Genomic DNA, 20,995 nt, shown 5'->3' with positions numbered 1-20,995 from the left:
TGTTGAAAAAATGTTAGAGAGTTATCAGGGATATCGTGTAGGTTTTTTGAAGGAGGATTCACAAAACAAAGAGATTGAGAGAGGAGATCTTTCGAAAATAGGAGTTGACTACACTATTCATTTCTACACTGAAACTTCTCAAATTATGGTTCTTTTTCAACAGTCATGCTTAGCTTTGGTTATAAAAAAACATACCGCCTCCAATCTTAGGAAGCGGTACGAATTGTTCGACTATTTGATTACTTTTACCTTTACGTCTTTTCGACCCCAAGCCAACGCATCGTCCTGGTCATCCATGAAGACATCGATTCGATTACCATCGATCGCACCACCAGTATCTGCAGCAATCGCACGACCATATCCTTCTACTTCAACGATGGAGCCCAATGGAATGACATCGGGATCCACTGCAATGACGTTCGCATCAGGGTATTTCTTTAAGTTTACGCCCATTCTCGTAACGCCTGAGCATCCGTCACAATGAGCAGTGTAAGCTGTGCTTTCAACTGTCAGTTCTTTTCCGGCTGCTGAACCTTTTGAAGCAGCTTGGTTGAGCGCAGATCGTGTTCCTTGACCGGCAATTCCGTCAACTTCAAGTCCCTGTGCTTTCTGGAAGCTTTTCACGGAAGCTTTTGTTCCATTTCCATATACGCCATCGAGTCCTGAGGTGTGGTGACCTGTTTTTTCGAGTTGACTCTGGATATGTATGACTTGTTTCCCAATATCACCATAACGAAGTACTTTAATCTTGCTGTTCGTGTTCGGGCCAGCGATTCCATCCACTTTTAGATTACGAGATTCTTGAAATTCTTTAACAGCGTTTTTGGTGATATCACCATAGTAGCCTGTTGCTGTGTGATAAGGAAATACTCCTTTTGTAAGAAGATAGTTTTGAAGTTCTACAACATCAGAACCTCTGTCTCCTTTATTCAATGTTCTATCGCCAAGCTCTGCTGAAGCAAGAGCAGGTGTTGCCATTATAACGAATGCTGCAACGACGAACATTGTGATTATTTTAGATTTATGAAACATCTCATTTCCTCACTTTCTGCAATTGTATTCACAGAAAGGTATTCGTCAATATTCGTCAAGCAACGACAATGATGGAGGAAACCACTACATTTTAACCAGATAACGACCAGAAATTGGTTTTGTATAAAAGATCGATTGACTGTTAGAGGTTAGAAAAGGAGAATAGTAGTAGGGAAAGAGTGAAAGGAGAATACTATTGAAGCCATTGGAAAAGAAATGGATACATATCATCAATATCATATTAGGAATCATTATCGTGCCATACTCGATACTAGAGTTGTTAGGCGTGATTCTGTTAAGAGCAGATCGTGTCTACGCCCTCGTCCCGATCGGTTTACTTCTCATCTGGTTCGTTTTGTACATTGTTCAAGTGAAAAAGCAAAACACTCTGCTTGTATTCGGAGCAGTCTTCTTGAATGTCTTCTATATGTTCTTTGTCATTCCAAAGGTACTGTATTAGTTTAAGCAATTCTTATGATTAGAATTATTTTCAGCGGGTAATATACAAAAGTGGCTGAAACATACATGTTAAGAAGATAAAGGAGAGGATTTCAATGAGTAAGAAAGTACTAATGGTTGTAACGAATCATACAGAAATCGATGCGGAAAATAAAACAGGCCTTTGGCTTGAAGAGTTTGCAATTCCTTACAATATCTTTAAGGAAAAAGGATACGAAATTAAGGTAACTTCAATAAAAGGTGGACAAGTAGAACTTGATCCTAACAGTATTCCTAACGAGTACCCTCCCGAGTGGGCGGAAGCACAGCAAAAGCTAAAGATTACAACGCCACTAGCAAAAGAAGATGCGAATCAGTTTGACGCAGTCTTCCTTCCGGGTGGTCATGGTACGATGTTCGACTTCCCAGATAGTGAAACATTACTTCACGTATTGCAAGAGCAAGCACAAAGTGACAAAGTGATCGGTGCGGTTTGCCACGGTCCAGCTGGACTTGTGAACGTCACGTACAATGGCGGTACTCCTATTGTACAAGGGAAACAAGTAACTGGGTTTACAGATTCAGAAGAAGAAGAAATGCAGCTAGTTGAGAAAATGCCATTCTTGCTAGAATCGACGCTTCGTCTAAAAGGCGCAGATTTCACATCGCAAGAAAACTGGGCAGACTTCGCCGTTCGTGACGGCAATCTTGTAACTGGGCAAAACCCTCAATCAAGCGCTAGCGCTGCAAACAAAGTAATCGAAGCACTAGAAGTTTAATAAAGAGTGAGAGCGAATCCTTGTGATTCGCTCTTTTTTTATGTTTTTTTGTTTGGATAATAGGGGAATAGTAGAGATATCAGCGAAATGGGCAGTATATCGGCGGTAAATTGAATTTATCAGCGGAAATCGCCATTATATCAGCGGAATTATGCGTATATCAGCGAAAAACAAGTTTTATCGGCGAATTCAAGTTCCAGCTACATGAAAAGAAGGAGCTAGAACACTCGTTGTAGAAGTGGATTTTTACTACAGGGTTAAAACATGGTATAACAGGCATAGATTATAATTAGCGAATAGCTTTTCGTAAAGGAAGCAGTGAGAATCATGACGTTTATTACCTCCCAACCGTTCATAGAAATGGTTCGCAAAATTGAACGGACAGGACAACGTACGATTGAAGAAGAATATGAATTAGAGCTCTATGAAGATAGCATTCGCTCGACGTTTCAGCACTATCGGCTGAACGACGTGTTCGATGTATCTTATCGTTTCACGGCAGGGAACTACGGGTTTCTTTATCTCCACACAAACAGAGGTGTGATTTCCTTTATGATAAAAGAAGATCCACGTTCGTTTGTTGAAGAATATAAGAAATTGATTTAATTCATAGGGGGAGGATGATGCGGTGATGGGAATAGAATCACGCGTAACGCTCTTAAACGGAGTGAAAATGCCAAAGGTTTGTTTTGGTGTATTTAAGCTACAGGGTGATGAAGCGGTTCAATCTGTTAATGATGCGTTTCAATGTGGTTACCGTGGTATCGATACGGCTTCTTACTATGGGAATGAAGAAGCGGTTGGTAGAGCGATCAAGGCATCAAACTTATCGCGAGAAGACCTATTCATTACCTCAAAAGTCTGGAACGATGAGCAAGGATATCATGCAACGCTGCAAGCATTCGAACGTTCATTAGAGCGCTTAGGGACTGACTACCTCGACCTCTATCTCATTCACTGGCCCGTTCCTGAGCTGTATCAAGAAACGTGGCAGGCATTAGAAAAGCTTTATCATGAGGGGAAAGTGTGCGCAATCGGTGTTAGCAACTTTGAACGACATCATCTTGAGACGATAGCAAAAACTTCGAGTGTCACACCTGTAATCAATCAAATTGAATTTCACCCAGAATTGATACAAGAAGAGCTACGAGCCTATTGTCGTGTGAAGAACATTCAAGTCGCAGCATGGTCGCCGTTAAAAAGAGGGAAGGTATTGTCGAACCCAACGATTAAGGCAATTAGTGAACGTGTTGGAAAATCACCAGCCCAAGTCGTTCTGAGATGGTGCTTGCAACATGATGTGATTCTTAACGTGAAATCCTCAAACCTTGAGCGAATTAAAGAAAACGCTGATGTTTTCGACTTTGAACTGACCCGTGAACAAATGGCGGAGATCGATGCGTGTAATCAAGATAGTAGACTCGCACATCATCCGGATCACAAACCTTTTTATGATAAAACGGTTCCTGGAAGAAAAGGATAGTTATACAAAACCGGCCAGAGGTGAAATCCTCTGGCCGGTTTTTTTGGTGTTTCATTGATAATGGCAACGTGCTTAAGCGTTCACGTCTCCTGATTCACATTCGACCAAATTTCAACCAGCGGACCATCCCCACCGAAAATCGGATCTGTTTCAGGAAATGGAACACGTTGGATTGCTTTAAGAGCGTCTCGCTCATTGGAATCAACGGTTTTCATATCGTGATCTCGTCCATTTGGATATGCACCGACAACCTGAAAATCAGAAGATGCGCTTTCTCGTTTGTGCCCAACACCTGCTGGAATGACTACTGCATCACCTTTTCTAACCGTTACTTTCTCTCCATTTTCACCGCCGAACGTGATGGTAGCTTCACCACTAACAATGCCAAGCACTTCATGAGTGTTGCTGTGGTAATGATGGTAATCAAATACCCCGTTCTTCCAACTGTTCGTCCAGTTATTCTTTTTGAACTGCTCCGCACAAGTGTTTGTGAAATCTACTAAACTTCCACGGTAAAGGAGGAGAGGAAGATCGGGGTTGTTCGGAATCCCCATCGTTTCTACATCCGCTTTATTCATCCGCTATCCCTCCTTATGTTCTCGTACACCTATTAAACGTTTTCAAACGTGTTCAAACATGTTTTCGTTTAGTTGGAAGGTAAAAGGGAAAAGGAGTATTGACTTCAATACACATGCTTTCTTTCCCCAGTAGAAGACTAAAACGTTTCTGTTGACTAACTTGTCTATACAAGGTACACTACGAATTGTATCTAACATGTATAGACAAGTTAACATATAAATGTAAGCGTTTGAAAGGAGAATAAATGATGCTAAAAAAACTATTCGGTAAAAAGGAAACGCCAACAGAAGAGAAAATTTTCGCTCCATTAAACGGGAAGGTTGTAGAGCTTGAAACCGTACCAGATCCAACATTCTCACAAAAGATGATGGGTGATGGCGTAGCGATCGAACCAACAGATGGCGAAGTTGTATCACCAGTAAACGGTAAGGTCATTCAGTTCTTCCACACGAAGCATGCTGTTGGCATTCAATCTGAATCAGGCCTCGAACTCCTGATTCACGTAGGTTTAGAAACAGTCGGCATGGGTGGAGAAGGATTTGAAGGACACGTGAAGGAAGGCGACAAAGTAAAAGTCGGTGATCCACTGATCTCGGTTGACCTTGATCTTGTAAAAGAAAAAGCAGCGAGCACGATCACGCCAGTAATCATTACGAATGCCGATGTACTTGAAAATGTTGAGAAAAAGTACACGGATGGTGCTTCTCGCGGTGAAGCTGAAATTATGTATACAAAAGTAAAGAAGTAACACATAACTAACGACAGGTCGTTCGTAGGCGACCTGTACCTTATGAATAGGGGGAAGAAGCATGGCTATTGATAGGAAATCTGTCGAGCAGATCGTAGATGCGATTGGCGGTAAAGATAACATTTCGACCGCTACGCACTGTGTGACACGACTTCGACTAGTTCTACATGATGAAAGCAAAGTGGATCAAGAAGCGTTAGAACAAAATGATCTTGTGAAAGGTTCGTTCTCTGCGAATGGACAGTTTCAGGTTGTTATCGGACAAGGAACAGTTGATAAGGTGTATAAGATCTTCGCTGAAATTACTGAAATTGAGAGCGCATCCAAACAGGATGTGAAGAACGCTGCTGCCGAAAAGCAAAACATACTTCAGCGAGCAGTAAAGACGTTAGCTGATATTTTCATACCTATTCTTCCCGCGATCGTGACAGCAGGTTTGTTGCTTGGTATCAACAATATTCTAACTGCACCAGATATTTTCTTTAGTGACCCGTTAGTTGAGGTTTATCCTCAATGGGCAGATCTCGCGAGTATCATCAATTTGATCGCGAACACCGCCTTTGTGTTTTTACCTGGACTAATCGGTTGGTCAGCGGCGAAACAGTTTGGCGGGAGTCCGCTACTCGGAATCGTCCTTGGTCTTATCTTAGTTCACCCTGACCTTCTGAATGCGTGGGCTTATGGTGAGGCTGAGGAAATCCCGACATGGAATTTATTTGGTCTCGAGATTGAGAAGATCGGTTATCAAGGCCAGGTTCTACCGGTTCTTGTGTCCGCTTATATTCTAGCGAAAATAGAAACATTCTTAAATAAACGTGTGCATGATTCGATTCAGATGCTTGTCGTTGCGCCAGTAGCTCTTCTTGTCACAGGGTTCTTAGCTTTCACGTTGATCGGCCCGGTTACGTTTTGGATTGCAAATCTCTTGACTGATGGGTTTATTGGCTTGTTTGATGCAGCTCCTGCAATCGGTGGACTCGTATATGGTGCGCTTTATGCACCGCTTGTTATTACTGGTATGCATCATACGTTCTTAGCAGTTGATCTACAATTGATTGGAAGCACCGGAAGCACATTCTTATGGCCGATGCTGGCACTCTCAAATATCGCTCAAGGTGCAGCGGCACTAGCGATGATGTTAGTGACAAAGCATGAGAAAACAAAGGGTCTTGCAGGAACGTCAGCAGTCTCCGCGTTCCTCGGTGTCACAGAGCCAGCGCTATTTGGTGTAAACCTACGCTATCGTTTCCCATTCTTCGCTGCGATCATCGGTTCTGCGATCGCTGGTCTTGTCATCACCGTCATGGGTGTTGAAGCACAATCGATCGGAGTTGGAGGAGTACCTGGTTTCTTATCGATCTTTAAAGAATATTGGGGAGCCTTCTTCCTTGGAATGAGTATTGTCTTAGTACTGCCTTTCGTCCTAACACTTCTGTACGGAAAGGTAAGAAAAGTAGAAAATTAATAGTTCGTACGATATCACCAGGAATGTCTTAGTCGGCTGTTCCGGTGATATCGTTTTTTGATATCAGTAGTTTGTATAAAGAAATAGGGAGTTGAATAGCGTGCAACCATGGTGGAAAAAGTCAGTCGTTTATCAGATCTATCCAAAGAGTTTTAATGATACGACAGGGAATGGTACTGGGGATATTAATGGTATCATTGAGAAGTTAGACTACTTGAAGAAGCTTGGTGTCGATGTGGTGTGGTTAACGCCGATCTACGATTCACCGCAAAATGATAATGGGTATGACATCAGTGATTATTTCAGTATTTATGAAGAGTATGGCACGATGGAGGATTTCGATCGTTTGCTTGAGGAAGCACACAATCGTAATATCAAAATCATTATGGATATCGTTGTGAACCATACGTCAACAGAGCATCAGTGGTTTATTGAATCACGAAAATCAAAAGATAATCCGTACCGTGATTATTACATTTGGAAAGATCCAGTTGATGGGGAAGAGCCAACGAACTGGCAGTCTAAATTCGGAGGATCCGCTTGGCAGTTTGATCGAGAAACAGGTCAATACTACCTTCACTTATTCGATGTGACACAAGCAGATCTGAATTGGGAAAATGAGAAAGTACGTGATGACGTTTATAACATGATGACTTACTGGTTCGAAAAGGGTGTTGATGGATTCCGACTAGACGTGATCAACCTCATTTCAAAAGATCAGGATTTCCCGAACGATGATGGATCGGTTACGCCTGGAGATGGGCGTAAATTTTATACAGATGGCCCTCGCGCACATGAGTTCATGAATGAAATGAATCGTGAAGTGTTCATGAAGTATAATCCGATGACCGTAGGAGAAATGTCATCGACAACGATTGAGGATTGTATTCACTACTCAAACCCTGAACGTAATGAACTCAGCATGACGTTTAATTTCCACCACTTGAAAGTAGATTATCCGAACGGTGAAAAGTGGACGGTCGCTGATTTCGATTTTCTTAAGCTGAAAGACATCCTTTCAACATGGCAGAAAGAAATGCATGAAGGTGGAGGGTGGAACGCACTATTCTGGTGTAACCACGATCAACCAAGAATCGTTTCACGCTATGGTAATGATGGCGACTACAGGAAAGAGTCAGCGAAGATGTTAGCGACAACGATGCACATGATGCAAGGCACTCCCTATATTTATCAAGGGGAAGAAATCGGTATGACGAATCCGAAGTTCGACGATCTATCGTCTTATCGTGATGTTGAGTCGCTTAATAGTTACTCCATTCTTCAAGAAAAAGGCTATAGTGAAGAAGAAATACTTGAGATCTTACGCCATAAGTCTAGGGATAATTCTCGTACGCCAGTACAGTGGAACGCGGATACACAAGCCGGTTTCACAACGGGGGAACCATGGATTCCAGTAGCGAAGAACTATGAGGAAATTAATGTGGAGAACACGCTTCAAGAAAACGATTCGATCTTCGAACATTATCAGAAGCTGATCGAGCTCAGGAAGAATCTTGATATTGTAACAGAAGGAAGCTATGAGCTCCTTTTGCCAGAAGATCCTCAGATCTTTGCTTATGTACGAGAAGTTGAGGGAGAAAAGTTACTAGTGATCAACAACTTTTACGAACATGAAGCAGAATTTCATCTTCCATCACATATTTCAATAGATGGTTTCAAGCAAGAGCTGCTTCTTTCTAATTACTCTGAGCCTCCTCACACCAAGATTGATGGTATGAAACTTAAGCCATTTGAATCTGTAGTCTATCATTTCAAGCAATCATAATAAGGTGATGGTGACATGAAACAAACAAAATACGCTCAGATCTATCAAGAGTTATCGGCAAAAATTCAAGATGGTACGTATAAACCAAACAGCAAGCTACCTTCTGAGCATGAACTCTCAGAAGTATATGGGACATCCCGCGAAACGATTCGAAAAGCGCTAAACCTCTTGTCACAGAATGGGTTGATACAAAAGATAAAAGCCAGAGGTTCTGTTGTGATTGACCTGAATCGGTATGAGTTCCCCGTCTCAGGTCTCGTGAGCTTCAAAGAAGTTTCACAACAGATGAGTCAAACAGCTCGAACAATCGTTCACTACCTCGAAAAAGAAAAGCCAACTGATTGGGTTCGTGAACAGCTTGGTCTTCGTGCGGATGATGAGGTTTGGCATGTGATTAGAGCGAGAGAAATCGATGGTGAGCGAATCATATTAGATCGCGATTATTTTCCTGTTCAATACGTGTCAGAGTTAACGAAAGAAACGTGTGAAAACTCGATCTATGATTATTTGGAGAACGACCTCGGTCTCTCGATCAGCTATGCGAAGAAAGAAATAGTGGTCGAAGAAGCTCATGAAGACGACATGCGTTTTCTGGATTTAAAAGACTATGACCATGTGGTGGTTGTGCGAAACTATGTCTACTTGAGTGATACATCGCTTGTAGAATACACAGAGTCACGCCATCGGTTGGATAAATTTCGATTCGTCGATTTTGCTAGAAGAGAGAAGTAACCGTCACTGCAGCATACAGATTGTATGCTGCTTTTTTGATAGAAAAAAGGTTTTTTCTTTAGCGAAGTAGAAATGGTAACGGTGAGAAAGGAGAGGGAGATCATGACAAAGTCAACTACAGAACAAGTGAAGCTAGTACGTACTCAAGGATTTCATCTAGAGGCGCTCAGAGGATTCACCCTTTCTGACCCCCAATTGAAGTATACTTCTTTACCTATGCCAGCCTTTGAGCAGTGTATGAGGGACCCTGATCGGCATCCTGTAGTAATACTATCTGGAGAAAAGGTTGTTGGTTTTTTTGTATTACATAGCGGAGAGGGTGCGAAGGACTTTACATCGAACAAACGCGCCATGCTGTTAAGAGCGCTCTGTATTGATGAGAAAGAGCAGGGTAAAGGGTATGGAAAACAAGCTATGTCACTTGTAAGAGGGTATGTGAAGACTAATTTCCCACATATTGATGAAGTGGTGCTTGGAGTAAATGAACAAAACAATGTGGCACGTGCGATTTATCTTGAGCAAGGTTACGTTGATTTAAATAAGAAGATGGAAAGCAGATCAGGTCTGATGTCCATTCTACATTTATTTCTATAGGTAAACCCAACCAGCTTCGGTTGGGTTTATTATTCTATGAAGACTTTTTTAGAGATTGCTCAATTTCTATTAAATAAGCAGCAAATTCTTCCTTAGTTGTGTTGGAGTTCATAGCTTCTTGCACGAGAAACATCCAATCCTTTGGTAAGCTGTTGTCTTTCTGCACAAATCCAACCCCCTGTTTAGTAGAACTGTTCTTTTTATCGAATATAATCATAGTTTATCGATAGGATGTTGGTAAATCAATAGGAATTCATGAAAAATGTAGAAAATTAGCACATTTCATTATAGGGTGAGGTGAAAAGGGTGAACCTATCAGATATTCGATTTATGTTATCAAAAGAAAAGCGGGTGATTATTGGAATCGATGGATTGAGTCGGTCTGGAAAAACCACGTTTGTTAATAAGATGCGTCACGAGGTCAATCGGATCGACCGAGAGATTCTTGTTCTCCACCTCGATGACTATATCGTAGCACGAAAGGAGCGTTACAATACTAGTAATGAGGACTGGTATGAGTACTACGCACTTCAGTGGGATATTCACTATTTGCGAGACCAACTCTTTAAAAAGGTAAGAGTTGCTTCCACATTGAGACTTCAGCGCTATGATGAACAGAGTGATTCTCATACTCTTGAAGAAATATCGATCCATGATGCTGCTGTGATCGTCATAGAAGGTGTGTTTTTACAACGAAAGGAATGGCGAGATTATTTCGATTATGTCATTTACCTCGATTGCCCGCGGAGAACAAGGTTTTTAAGAGAAAGTGAGCGAACCCAGAAGAATCTTACTAAGTTTCAAGATCGTTATTGGAAAGCGGAAGATTATTACTTGATGGAACAATCCCCTATGGAGAATGCTGATGTCGTTATAAACAGCTCATAAAATGGAACAAGCCCCTCAGAGTAGAGGGGCTCTTTCAAGGGACTTGCTTGTGGTACAGCCAGCCATCTGACAGCATCTTCATTGTAATGAAAGATAATGACCGACTGTATAAAAAAGTGTTGTCATAAATCAGGAATCCAATACATGAAAAAACCAAATTATATTTCTTTATTAGGTTAAAAGTAAAAAAGGTGCCTATATTTTGATAATGTAGAAATATTGATAAAGTCCATGTTTAAAACCACTCTCGATTCGATGTATGATAGAAGAGAGGGGGGAGAGATATGATAAAAGTTGCAACTATTTTAATCATTATATTTACTGTGCTGATTTTGATCGGTACCCTTCTGGTCGCAGGGAAGAGTGATTCTGCTTATGATAAGAAAGCGAAAAATACGACCGTAACGATTTTTCTGATTTATATTGTCGTAAGTATTCTAGCGGTAGCAGGTATAGCCTTATATGTTTACATGATTTAGGGGCGGCTTAAGCTGCTCTCTTTATTTTGAAGCGATGAATAGCATTTCAGCAGCCAAGTAGCCGAAACGAAGGCCGAAGAAGAGCAATACGAGACTTGCTACAACACTGATCCCTTTTAGCGTCCTTGGTTTCATTAATGTCTTGCCAAAGTGTACGGTAAGCGACATATTAAGATTCCAAAGTGCGATTCCAACAAACACAAGAGTAGATAAGAAGAAGGCTTCCCATTTATCAGGGCGTTGTAACGATTGACTTAATACAGAACCGTAAATGCCTAACCAGAATAAGAGGTTCATCGGATTAAATGCTGCAATCATGAAGCCCGTTGCATAAGAATGAAAGAGTCCCGACTTATCTTTGTCGTGTGCCTCGTCTATACTGACAGATGAGAGGCACCCTTGAATTCCTGATAGGGTGAGAATTACACACCCAAGAACTAATAAAGATAGTTGTACATACGATATTTTTACGAAAGCAGCAATACCGAAGTACATGAGACACATTAAGATGAGGTCTGCACTCATTCCACCCCCACCTACAAGGAGGGAGGACCAGAATCCTTTGTGAATTCCTTGTTTCATGATTTCAATATTGATTGGGCCTATCGGGGCTGCAATCGATAAACCAAGAATGATATGACCTACCACAGTTTCTAGCATCGATAACATTCTCCTTTTTTGCTTGGCTCTATTTAAATACATGTCCAAACTTGCAAAAATAGAAGCAATGCACGAAAAAATATCGATTGTGAGCGGTTATGGTTTTGTGGAGAGCCAAGATAATTGTATAATGAAGGGTACTACTACGATGAGAATTGAAGTGATATCGAGATGAACCAAAACTCAATGTTTTCGAAGAGCGAAATAAAAGAACGGTTTCCAGTGAGTTTCTATCAGAGAGGGCTCACTTACTACCAGAACGGGCGCGTTCATGTTCTAAAGTATAATTCAGAGGACAAGTCCTATACTGCACATGTGCAAGGAACGAGTGATTATGAAGTCGTTATCGAGCTATTGAGCGATAACTGGTTTGGATCTTGCGAGTGTGAAGCATTCGATACGTATGGAACGTGTAAGCACATCGCGGCAGTTCTCATTGCGATCAGTGACTCTCAAACACACTACCAAGAACCGAAGAAAGAAAAGAAAAGAACGGCTCCGGTTGCAACGAAGAGTTACGTTGAGACAGATCAGTTAATTCAAGCGTTGAGCGATTATGATGTGGATTTATCTGATATACCTTCAGCAAAGAAGGATCGATTACAGGTGGAGTTTACGATTAAAGCAACAGCTTATCCATCGTTAAGACGATCGCAGGGAGACGCACCTTGGACGGTCGAGATGAAGGTAGGCGTGGATCGCTTATATGTCGTAAAAGATATTCGCACATTTCTAGACGCAGTTCAGTCGGAGGAATCGCTTTATTTCACAAAGAAATTTAGTTATGAGCCTCATGAACATGAATTCAATGAGCGGGATCTACCATTGTTGCAGTTACTATTAGCGGTAAGGCGTAATGAGTTGGTTTATTTAAGTATCCCAGATAATTGGGGGAGGTTTACAGACAATCGAGAGTTGATCCTGCCACCTTTGACTGCAAACGAATTTCTCGAAGAGTTGTATGTCCAGAACCGCACGATTCGGTTTGATTTTAATCGTTTCCTTTATGAGAACATTCCACTATATAAAGATAAGCACCCATTTGAGTTTGAAGTTGATCAAGTTGATTCCGACTTCATTCTTCATCTTAATGGCTTTGAGGAAGCTGCCTTCTTCAGTACGTACGGATGGGTTTTTCACAATGAGACGTTATACAAGGTTACAAAGAAACAGCAAAAGTTGCTTAAAGAGTTAGCACAGTTTCGAACGTCAGCACCTGGAAGCACCGTTTCCATTTCCGGTGACCAAATCGAACCGTTCTTATCTCAAGTTGTCCCACGTTTGAAGAAGCTCGGTGACGTTACGATTTCAGAAGACATTACTGAGAAAATCGAAAAACCAGAGCTTCGTGCGAAAGTCTACGTGAATGCAGAGGCAGAACGCCTCCTTGTTAACGTCACGTATCAATATGGGGACGATCATATCGATCCTTTCGACAGTTCGTCTCGCTTAGAAAATAATAATGGTGGCATCATCCTTCGTGATAGCGAGAAGGAACAACAGATTATGGCACTTATCGAACAAGCGTCACTTAAATTTAACGGTCGTGAACTGTATGTCGATGATGAAGCATTAATCTTTGATTTTCTATATTGGACGCTCCCACGACTTGATGAACTAGCAGAAGTGCTTTTAACAGATTCAGCAAAGAGCTGGTTATTGGATGAAGGTTCCCTCCCGGTTACATCAGTCGATGTGGACGGTACAGGTACCTGGCTTGACGTTAGCTTTGATATGAAGGGAATCGATGAAGGCGAGATTTCAAACGTTCTGAAAGCGATGATCGAAAAGAAAAGGTATTATCGCCTTGAAAACGGGTCGTTCGTTTCGATCGAAGATGAAGAGTTTCAACATGTTGGAAAGCTTTTGGATGAGTTGAACATTAAAGAAAATGAAGTCGAACGTGGGGATCTGCAGCTCCCACTGTATCGAGGGTTGCAAATCGATGAAACGATGGGGATAGGAAAGCGTAGCTCTCGTTATGGGGAAGCATTCCGAGAACTGTTATCGAGGCTAAAACATCCTGAAGATCTTCAGTTCAGCTTGCCTGAAGAGTTAGATGCGGAACTACGTTCGTACCAATTGACAGGATTTCAATGGTTAAAAGCACTCGGGTATTATCAACTAGGAGGTATTCTAGCTGACGATATGGGTCTAGGTAAGACGCTACAAAGTATCGCTTACCTTCTTTCTGAAAAGAAAGAGAATCCAGAAGCGACTGCACTCGTCATCGCACCTGCTTCACTGATTTATAACTGGAAGAAAGAATTTGAGAAATTCGCTCCTAGTATGAAAGTTGCCGTTAATGCCGGTGCACCACCTGAACGAAGAGAACTATTGGCACAGGGAGCACCTGACGTATGGATTACTTCTTATCCTACGTTACGGCAGGATATTTCTCAGTATGAAGAAATGCAGTTTGACTCGGTCTTTCTTGATGAAGCCCAAGCAATCAAGAACCCAGCAACGAAAACTTCTCAAGCTGTGAGACATCTGCGTGCAAAGAAGCGATTTGCGCTCAGTGGAACACCGATCGAAAATTCTCTTGATGAGCTTTGGGCACTGTTTCATTCGATCATGCCAGGTTTCTTTCCAGACTTGAGCTCATTTAAGAAATTGCCTCATGAACAAGTATCTAGAATGGTGCGACCATTCATCTTGAGGCGAGTGAAGCAGGATGTGTTAAAAGAGCTTCCTGACAAGATCGAAACGGTTCAAGTATCTGAGTTAACAAAACAGCAAAAAGAACTCTATATCGGCTATTTACATCGCATTCAGCAGGAAACAAAAGAAAGCATTGCGGGTGAAGGCTTCCAGCGTAATCGAATGAAAATACTTGCTGGACTGACACGCCTCAGGCAGCTATGCTGTCATCCTTCTTTATTTCTTGAAAATTACGATGGATACTCAGGTAAGCTTGAGCAATTGATGGACATCGTTGCGACTTCGATTCAAAACAAGCAGCGGATTCTTATCTTTTCGCAGTTTTCGAGCATGCTTCGAATCATTCAGGATAATCTAACGAACGCTGGCCATGATGTGTTTTATTTAGACGGCCAAACGCCTTCAAAAGATCGTGTAGAAATGACAGAGCGATTTAACGACGGAGAAAAGGAAATTTTCCTTATTTCGTTGAAGGCGGGTGGTACTGGTTTGAATTTAACTGGTGCAGACACGGTTATTTTGTATGACCTGTGGTGGAACCCAGCGGTTGAAGAACAGGCTGCCGGAAGAGCACACCGTATCGGACAGAAGAAAGTCGTTCAAGTGTTAAGGTTGATCACTCAGGGAACAATTGAAGAGAAAATATACGAACTCCAGCAAAAGAAGAAAGAGCTGATCGAAAAGGTCATCCAGCCAGGTGAGACGATGATCTCAAGCCTTTCTGAGGAGGAAATTAAAGAGATTTTAAGCATTTAATGCGTGAGCCTTCCTGTTGGAACAGGGGGGCTTTTTCTCTTTTAGATGGTATACCTATTAACAAAGAACAAATAATAGCGGATAGGGGTGGTTAAGAATGACGTGTGAACTGTGCGGACGAAGTGGTGTAACATGTACGGTTCATCATTTAACACCTAAAGAAGAAGGAGGGGCGTTCGGGCCAACTGCTATTTTGTGTGTAGCATGTCATAAACAAATTCATGCCTTATACACCAATCGAGAGTTAGCGATAAGACTTTATACATTAAAACAGTTAAAAGAGGATGAGCAAATCCGACGTTTTTTAAAGTGGATTAAAAAGCAATCATCTACCAAAAAAGTAAGAGTGTCGAAATCGAACGAAAAAAATAGAAAAAAATAGGTGCGCTATAGCTACTGTCTTATAAGGGTTTTCTGGTAATTGAAAGGTGATTATATAGTAGGAAGTCAAAATTCGGTGTTTCGACCTATTTTGTAGTGGTATAGATAGATAGAGGTAAAAACGTACTACATTCTGTCCTTTAACTCATCGTGATGTTAAAACAGAAAATTAAATGAAGTTGAGGTGACGACAGTGACAGGAAAAGTTTCTTCAGTGTTTTGGAGCACGCTGGTTATCAGCTTACTCATGGTCTTATGGGGTTCGATTTCTCCAGGCAGTCTTGAGTCTATATCGGCCACTGCCCAAACGTTTATCTCGAATAAGTTTGGTTGGTATTATCTTATTCTTGTAACACTCCTTGTCCTATTTTGTGTATTTATTATTTTTACTCCCTACGGTAAAATTAAGCTCGGTAAACCGGGAGAGAAGCCAGAATTTACTAGGCTAAGCTGGTTTGCGATGTTGTTTAGTGCTGGAATGGGAATCGGGCTTGTATTCTGGGGAGCAGCTGAACCGATCTATCACTATGCTGTAAATGCTCCGACAGCAGAAGCAGGAACACCAGCAGCAATTAAGGAATCGATGCAGTTCGTATATTTCCACTGGGGTGTACACGCCTGGGCCATTTATGCAATCGTAGCCCTTGTGCTCGCTTACTTTAAATTTAGACATGATCGTCCTGGACTGATCAGTGCGACACTTTACCCGATCTTTGGTGAACGTGTAAACGGTCTACTAGGAAAAGTGATCGATACTTTAGCTGTCTTTGCAACGATCGTTGGTGTAGCAACGACGCTAGGCTTTGGTGCAGTACAAATTAACGGCGGTCTTTCTTACTTAACAGGAATTCCAAATAACTTTACCTCTCAATTAATCATTATCGCCGTTGTAACAGTACTATTTATGATTTCAGCATGGACAGGCATTAGTAAAGGAATCAAATACTTAAGTAATGCAAACATCGGTCTTGCAGGATTCTTATTCCTTGCAATGTTTATTCTAGGACCGACGATTTACATTTTGAATATGTTTACAGATACGATTGGATCTTATTTGACTAACTTATTAGCGATGAGTTTCAGAATCGCACCACTTAACCCAGAAAACCGTGAGTGGATTAACAACTGGACGATTTTCTATTGGGCATGGTGGATTTCTTGGTCACCATTCGTAGGAATCTTCATCGCACGCGTTTCGCGAGGAAGAACCATTCGAGAATTTCTTGTTGGTGTTCTACTTGTTCCTTCTGTTGTAGGGTTCTTATGGTTCTCAGCATTTGGTGTATCAGCGATCAACCTTCAACAAAACGGTACAGCTGATATTGCATCACTTGCAACAGAGGAAGCCTTATTCGGAACGTTACAGAATTATCCGTTCGGTATCGTGCTCTCTATTGTAGCGATTACATTGATCGGAACGTTCTTCGTAACGTCTGCCGACTCCGCAACATTTGTTCTTGGAATGCAAACAACTTATGGTTCATTGAATCCAGGAACGAGCGTGAAGCTTACTTGGGGTATTACGCAGTCAGCAATGGCAGCAGTATTACTTTATAGTGGCGGTCTTCAAGCATTGCAAAACGTACTTATACTCGCCGCGATGCCGTTCTCAGTCATAATGATACTCATGACCGTCTCCTTCTACAAAGCGATAACGAAAGAGAAGCATCTCGTTGCGAAAAGTCCTAAGCCGAAAAAGGAAAAGAAGAAAGATAAGCAAGTAACAGAAAACCCATCACCAACAGAGTCATAGTGGTGATTCAATCTACGCAATGAGGCGATTACGCCTCATTGCTTTTTTAGTTGATCAAGAATAAATTTGTTACATGGAAATGACAGAATATAAGGAAAAAGGTTTGAATCATCGCAAATATGTGAATGGTTAATTATTCGTACTTTTATAAGGCAGGTGAAAACAATGCTTGCAAAATGGTTTTATGAAGCGAAGCATACCGTGGTGCTAACTGGAGCTGGAATGAGTACCGAGAGTGGTCTAGCAGATTTTCGGTCGGCATTAGATGGGATGTGGAACGAGTACGACCCTCTGTTATTTGCTAGTAGGGATGCAATGACATATGAACGGGACATGTTTGTCCGTTTTTATAAAAACCGCATTGAGAAATTACAAGAAGCAATTCCACATGAAGGCTATTATTATTTATCAGAATGGGAAAAGAGTGGCCATATTAACTGTGTGTTAACTCAAAACGTTGACGGATTGCATAAAAGAGCGGGTAGTAAGAACGTCGCAGAAATGCACGGATCGTTAAGTGAAGTGTATTGTGATGATTGTGGAGAATCCTCGGGAAACGACCATTTCATGAATGACGACATGCTTTGTGCGTGTGGCGGATTTAAACGACCTGGTGTCGTGCTATTCGGTGAACCGTTACCTATGAACGCGATCCACATGGCGAAACAAGAGACAAAAAAAGCCGATCTTTTCATCGTGTTAGGTTCCTCCTTAAGCGTTTCTCCGGCGAATCTCTTTCCTGTAGAAGCGAAACGCCACGGTGCAAAAGTTATCATCATAAATGATGAAGAAACAAAATATGATTCGATGGCAGATCTTGTGATTAATCGTCGAATCGGAGACGTTTTAGCAGAATTAGCACAGGAAACAAAGGATAATTAGAAAATACCAATGAAATACCGATGAGAGTTCATCGGTATTTTTTGTGAGTATTTCCTCTATTCTTCCTTTATATTAAATAGTAAGATGACGATAGAAAGATTCTATCAAAAGGGGCGCTGTGAATGACGAAAGTAAATCGACTTACCGTGTTTTGTGGCTCTAGTGAGAATGTTGACAGGCTCTACTTTGAGGCTGTTGAAGAACTAGGGAAGCAATTAGCACTTCAAGGAATAGAAGTTGTATATGGCGGTGGGAATGTTGGACTAATGGGAGCGTTAGCTCGAACTGTTTTAAAGCATGGTGGAAAGGTCACAGGAATCATTCCAAGAAAAATATACGATAATGTTGAACATGTTGAACTATCAGAACTCATCATAGTCGAAACGATGCATGAACGAAAAGCAAAAATGTACGATCACGGTGATGCGTTTATTGCACTACCTGGTGGAATCGGAACGCTTGAAGAGTTAACCGAAATCTTTACATGGTACCAGCTTGAATATCATAATAAGCCGATCGCATTATTGAATACGAAGAATTATTACGCTCCGTATCATAACATGCTAGATCACATGGTGAGTGAAGGCTTCCTCGCTCGTCAATATATGGAACCGCTTCTCTCTCATGAAGATCCGATACAGTTACTTGAGATGATAAAAAACCACTCCGTACCAAAGATGAATAAATGGAATCAGGATGATCTGACAGAGCGAATCTAAGATAATACTGTAAGCGACTGCATTTTATTGGTCCGTTGCTTCAATGGATGTGAGGGATTTCCGCTCCAGGATGCTCGCTTTCCGCGGGGCGGGCGGTGAGCCTCCTCGGCGCTCTGACGCGCGCCTGTGGGGTCTCACCTGTCCCGCACATCCCGCAGGAGCATCCTTCCGCTCCAATCAGCGTAGTTGTGTAAAAGAAAAACACTTCATCAAACCAACAACCTTTTTTAAAAAAACAACTTAGAGGTTCATTATAATCTAGTAGGAGTGAATATCGCTTAACTCCTTTATTTGTCCTTGGAAAAGCGAGAGGTATTCAAACTCCTGCGTCGAGCACCAAATTCTAGGTTTCATTACAACCAGCGACTGCCTTTTGTAGGCAGTCTTTTTTATATGGTTCAACTTCCAGAGAATAATTTAATATATCGAAATATTCAGAAATAGAGAGGATTTTACCTAAGAAGATGGAACTATACACATGGACCCATACATACGAGACTAATCATCGCTTATCGACATTATTCGAAAGAGGAGGATGTTCATGTACGTAACGATCGGTTCTTTATTCATGCAAACGGTAAGGAAATTTGGTGCGAAAGAAGCTCTTGTGGATAAAACGAAGGGCATCAGATGGACGTATGAGGAATGGAATGTAGAAGTAAACCGCGTTTCAAATGCTCTTCTTGACTCAGGTGTAAAAAAAGGAGATCGTGTTTCAACGCTTTTGTTTAATAATGCTGAACTCTCATGTCTCTTTTTCGCTTGTGCGAAGATTGGAGCGATCCTTAATCCGATCAATTTCAGACTGAAACCAAATGAAGTCGCTTATATCGTGAAAGATGCGAAGCCATCCGTTCTTGTGTATGAAAAATTACTCGAACCAATTGTCGCTGCTGTACAAAAAGATTTCCCCGATGTATCTTTCTGGTTAACGGATGGTGAGGCACCGGCATTCGCTGAAAGGTATGAGAAGCAAGTTCGCTTATCATCTATAGACGAACCAGAAAGCGACGTAGATGAAAATGATCCGTATGCCATCATGTACACAAGTGGTACAACAGGCAGACCTAAGGGCGTGCTACATAAGCATAGAAGCATGGTCGAACAAAGCTTGATCTGTGGTGCTAGTTTGCATGTGAAAGATCATGATATCGGCCTTGTTGCTGCACCAATGTTTCACTGCGCAGAACTTCATTGTAACTTTTTGCCTCGTGTGCACTTTGGTGCGGTTAACGTAATTCTGCATCATTTCGAACCTCAGAAAGTGTTAGAAGCAATACAGGAAGAAAAGGTAAGCATTATGTTTGGAGCACCTACAATGTGGAATATGATGCTCCAGGAAGACCTTTCTTCATATGATATCAGCAGTTTGCGACTAGGGTTGTACGGAGCAGCTCCTATGGCACCATCATTAGTGAAAGCGATCAAGGAGAAGCTTGGAATCAATCTTCTTCAAGCGTACGGGATGACAGAAATGGGACCTGCGGTTACGTTTCTCGATCAACATGAACAGCTTACAAAGGTTGGTTCTGCCGGTCGTGCAGCGATTAATCATGAAGTACGAGTCGTTCGACCGTCTGAAGATGGGCCATCAGATCCAGAAGCGATTCTTCCTCCAGGTGAAGTAGGGGAGATCATTGTGAAGGGACCTTGTATGATGACGGGGTATTTTAACCGACCAGACGCTACTGAAAAAGCGTTATACAAAGGGTGGTACCATTCAGGTGATCTCGGTTATATGGATGATGAAGGCTATTTATTCGTGTCAGATCGAGTCGATGATATGGTGATTTCTGGTGGAGAGAATGTATACCCAAGAGAAATTGAGGATGTATTGCATGCTCATGAAGGCGTCTTGGATGTTGCCGTTCTTGGCCAGCCAGATGAAAAATGGGGTGAAGTGGTGACTGCGATCATCGTGAAAAAAGATGCGGCACTTACTGAAGAGGCTATCGATCGTTACTGTAGAGATAGCCCGAACTTAGCTACGTATAAACGACCGAGGAAGTATGTGTTCGTCGATGAGCTACCAAGAAATGCAAGCGGCAAAATCCAGAAATTTATGCTGCGTGAACGGTTTCAACAGAATACGAATACGCCATCTTAATACCCTGTTGTATCCATAAGGCTTGAGATGTATAATTTGAAACGTTGTCTTAAGAAGCGAGCTAAAGAGC

The 20,995-nt window shown here is 41.7% G+C and carries 21 protein-coding genes; 17 read left to right on the top strand and 4 right to left on the bottom strand.

Annotated elements, in window-relative coordinates:
- Positions 1-231: 231 nt before the first annotated feature.
- Positions 232-1,032, bottom strand: a complete 801-nt coding sequence (locus SJY16_RS13380; protein WP_377889878.1) for a peptidoglycan-binding protein — start codon at positions 1,030-1,032, stop codon at positions 232-234.
- A 196-nt stretch (positions 1,033-1,228) separates the two neighbouring features.
- Here SJY16_RS13380 and SJY16_RS13375 point away from each other — a divergent pair, with 196 nt between their 5' ends.
- The 4 genes from SJY16_RS13375 to SJY16_RS13360 all read left to right on the top strand — a co-directional run bounded on the left by SJY16_RS13375 (position 1,229) and on the right by SJY16_RS13360 (position 3,732).
- A complete protein-coding gene (locus tag SJY16_RS13375) occupies positions 1,229-1,492 on the top strand; it encodes a hypothetical protein (RefSeq protein ID WP_377889876.1) in 264 nt (87 codons plus the stop codon).
- A gap of 94 nt (positions 1,493-1,586) precedes the next feature.
- Complete coding sequence (locus tag SJY16_RS13370; protein WP_377889874.1) at positions 1,587-2,249, top strand: type 1 glutamine amidotransferase domain-containing protein; 663 nt, start codon at positions 1,587-1,589, stop codon at positions 2,247-2,249.
- 327 nt (positions 2,250-2,576) lie between these two features.
- Positions 2,577-2,855: a hypothetical protein gene (locus SJY16_RS13365; RefSeq protein ID WP_377889873.1), complete on the top strand. Its 279-nt coding sequence runs from the start codon at positions 2,577-2,579 to the stop codon at positions 2,853-2,855.
- A gap of 25 nt (positions 2,856-2,880) precedes the next feature.
- Entirely contained in the window at positions 2,881-3,732 is an 852-nt protein-coding gene (locus tag SJY16_RS13360) for an aldo/keto reductase (protein WP_377892236.1), read from the top strand.
- 80 nt (positions 3,733-3,812) lie between these two features.
- Here the strand turns inward: SJY16_RS13360 and SJY16_RS13355 are convergent, their stop codons facing one another.
- Complete coding sequence (locus tag SJY16_RS13355) at positions 3,813-4,310, bottom strand: cupin domain-containing protein (protein WP_377889871.1); 498 nt, start codon at positions 4,308-4,310, stop codon at positions 3,813-3,815.
- A gap of 248 nt (positions 4,311-4,558) precedes the next feature.
- Between SJY16_RS13355 and SJY16_RS13350 the strand changes: the two genes are divergently transcribed.
- The 5 genes from SJY16_RS13350 to SJY16_RS13330 all read left to right on the top strand — a co-directional run bounded on the left by SJY16_RS13350 (position 4,559) and on the right by SJY16_RS13330 (position 9,636).
- Positions 4,559-5,059, top strand: a complete 501-nt coding sequence (locus tag SJY16_RS13350; protein WP_377892234.1) for a PTS sugar transporter subunit IIA — start codon at positions 4,559-4,561, stop codon at positions 5,057-5,059.
- Between the two features lie 61 nt (positions 5,060-5,120).
- Positions 5,121-6,524 carry a PTS system trehalose-specific EIIBC component gene (treP, locus tag SJY16_RS13345; RefSeq protein ID WP_377889869.1) on the top strand — a complete coding sequence of 468 codons (1,404 nt, stop codon included), beginning with the start codon at positions 5,121-5,123 and terminating at the stop codon, positions 6,522-6,524.
- 91 nt (positions 6,525-6,615) lie between these two features.
- Complete coding sequence (treC, locus tag SJY16_RS13340; protein WP_377889867.1) at positions 6,616-8,310, top strand: alpha,alpha-phosphotrehalase; 1,695 nt, start codon at positions 6,616-6,618, stop codon at positions 8,308-8,310.
- A gap of 15 nt (positions 8,311-8,325) precedes the next feature.
- Positions 8,326-9,042: a trehalose operon repressor gene (gene treR / locus SJY16_RS13335; RefSeq protein ID WP_377889866.1), complete on the top strand. Its 717-nt coding sequence runs from the start codon at positions 8,326-8,328 to the stop codon at positions 9,040-9,042.
- Positions 9,043-9,144: 102 nt separating this feature from the next.
- The gene (locus SJY16_RS13330; RefSeq protein ID WP_377889865.1) at positions 9,145-9,636 is read left to right on the top strand and encodes a GNAT family N-acetyltransferase; all 492 of its coding nucleotides are present in this window, start codon (positions 9,145-9,147) and stop codon (positions 9,634-9,636) included.
- A 34-nt stretch (positions 9,637-9,670) separates the two neighbouring features.
- On the opposite strand, the gene SJY16_RS13325 is transcribed toward SJY16_RS13330, so the two are convergent.
- Positions 9,671-9,802, bottom strand: a complete 132-nt coding sequence (locus SJY16_RS13325; RefSeq protein ID WP_377889864.1) for a hypothetical protein — start codon at positions 9,800-9,802, stop codon at positions 9,671-9,673.
- A 164-nt stretch (positions 9,803-9,966) separates the two neighbouring features.
- On the opposite strand from SJY16_RS13325, the gene SJY16_RS13320 reads away from it, so the two are divergent.
- Entirely contained in the window at positions 9,967-10,524 is a 558-nt protein-coding gene (locus tag SJY16_RS13320; RefSeq protein WP_377892232.1) for a kinase, read from the top strand.
- Between the two features lie 284 nt (positions 10,525-10,808).
- Entirely contained in the window at positions 10,809-11,003 is a 195-nt protein-coding gene (locus SJY16_RS13315; RefSeq protein WP_377889863.1) for a hypothetical protein, read from the top strand.
- 21 nt (positions 11,004-11,024) lie between these two features.
- Here SJY16_RS13315 and SJY16_RS13310 read toward each other — a convergent pair whose 3' ends face one another.
- Entirely contained in the window at positions 11,025-11,663 is a 639-nt protein-coding gene (locus SJY16_RS13310) for a LysE family translocator (protein ID WP_377889862.1), read from the bottom strand.
- 171 nt (positions 11,664-11,834) lie between these two features.
- Between SJY16_RS13310 and SJY16_RS13305 the strand changes: the two genes are divergently transcribed.
- The 6 genes from SJY16_RS13305 (at position 11,835) to SJY16_RS13280 (ending at position 20,925) form a co-directional block, all read left to right on the top strand.
- Entirely contained in the window at positions 11,835-15,083 is a 3,249-nt protein-coding gene (locus SJY16_RS13305; protein ID WP_377889860.1) for a DEAD/DEAH box helicase, read from the top strand.
- A gap of 97 nt (positions 15,084-15,180) precedes the next feature.
- Entirely contained in the window at positions 15,181-15,465 is a 285-nt protein-coding gene (locus SJY16_RS13300; RefSeq protein ID WP_377889859.1) for an HNH endonuclease, read from the top strand.
- Positions 15,466-15,657: 192 nt separating this feature from the next.
- Positions 15,658-17,217, top strand: a complete 1,560-nt coding sequence (locus tag SJY16_RS13295; protein ID WP_377889858.1) for a glycine betaine uptake BCCT transporter — start codon at positions 15,658-15,660, stop codon at positions 17,215-17,217.
- Positions 17,218-17,382: 165 nt separating this feature from the next.
- Positions 17,383-18,099, top strand: a complete 717-nt coding sequence (locus SJY16_RS13290; protein ID WP_377889856.1) for an NAD-dependent deacylase — start codon at positions 17,383-17,385, stop codon at positions 18,097-18,099.
- A gap of 122 nt (positions 18,100-18,221) precedes the next feature.
- Entirely contained in the window at positions 18,222-18,818 is a 597-nt protein-coding gene (locus tag SJY16_RS13285; RefSeq protein WP_377889854.1) for an LOG family protein, read from the top strand.
- 541 nt (positions 18,819-19,359) lie between these two features.
- Positions 19,360-20,925 carry a fatty acid--CoA ligase gene (locus tag SJY16_RS13280; protein ID WP_377889852.1) on the top strand — a complete coding sequence of 522 codons (1,566 nt, stop codon included), beginning with the start codon at positions 19,360-19,362 and terminating at the stop codon, positions 20,923-20,925.
- Positions 20,926-20,995 lie beyond the last annotated feature (70 nt).

Source organism: Alkalihalobacillus sp. R86527 (assembly GCF_042466185.1).
GTDB lineage: Bacteria > Bacillota > Bacilli > Bacillales > Guptibacillaceae > Guptibacillus.
Note: the sequence above shows the minus strand (reverse complement) of the source record. Positions and strands in the feature narration are given on the sequence as shown.